This window comes from Megasphaera sp. AF13-6AC (assembly GCF_027685385.1).
Lineage (GTDB): Bacteria > Bacillota > Negativicutes > Veillonellales > Megasphaeraceae > Megasphaera > Megasphaera micronuciformis.
This window is the reverse complement of the sequence record NZ_JAQCUN010000333.1, coordinates 1-585: the sequence shown is the minus strand read 5'-3', so window position 1 is coordinate 585 and position 585 is coordinate 1. Positions and strand designations below refer to the sequence as shown.

Genomic DNA, 585 nt, shown 5'->3' with positions numbered 1-585 from the left:
GCTTTGCTTCTTCTCCGACGCGCAACAAAGCACCCGCTTCCTGTATGTAGCGGCCGCACCCGAACTTATATGCTTCTTCCATTTTATTTCCCCCCCATAATGCTTACAGCTCTACATTATTTTCTCAGAGCTTCATTTACAGTACGTGATTATTATAACAATGTTTTACTGAAATTTCTACTCTGCACGATTCTTTAAATCCTGCTCTACCGCTAGTGCGGCCGCTCCGATAGCCCCTGCATAGCGGGCCTTGGCATCGGAATGAACGGTTCTGCCGAAAGATTCGCTCAAAAGTTCCAGAAAATATACGTCTTCACATAAGCCCCCGGTTAAAAAGATAGGTCCTTCTTGTTCCGACAGCTTGGCATATTCCTGACGGACCTTTTTTACGACGGACTGCAACACTCCCCAGGCTATGTTCGCCTTTGACGTTCCTTGACCGATTAAAGAAACGATCTCCGACTCGGCAAAAACCGTGCACATGGCACTGATTTGAAGCTTTTCCGTACGTTCCCTGGCAATTTGATCAAGTTCCGCCAAAGATACACCCAAGCGATTGGCCATGATTTCCAAGAATTTGCCGGT

The 585-nt window shown here is 46.8% G+C and carries 1 protein-coding gene; it reads right to left on the bottom strand.

Annotated elements, in window-relative coordinates; all coding sequences use genetic code 11:
• Positions 1-177: 177 nt before the first annotated feature.
• On the bottom strand, positions 178-585 hold a 408-nt coding region (locus PGX78_RS09265; RefSeq protein WP_270446678.1), incomplete at its 5' end, for a BadF/BadG/BcrA/BcrD ATPase family protein.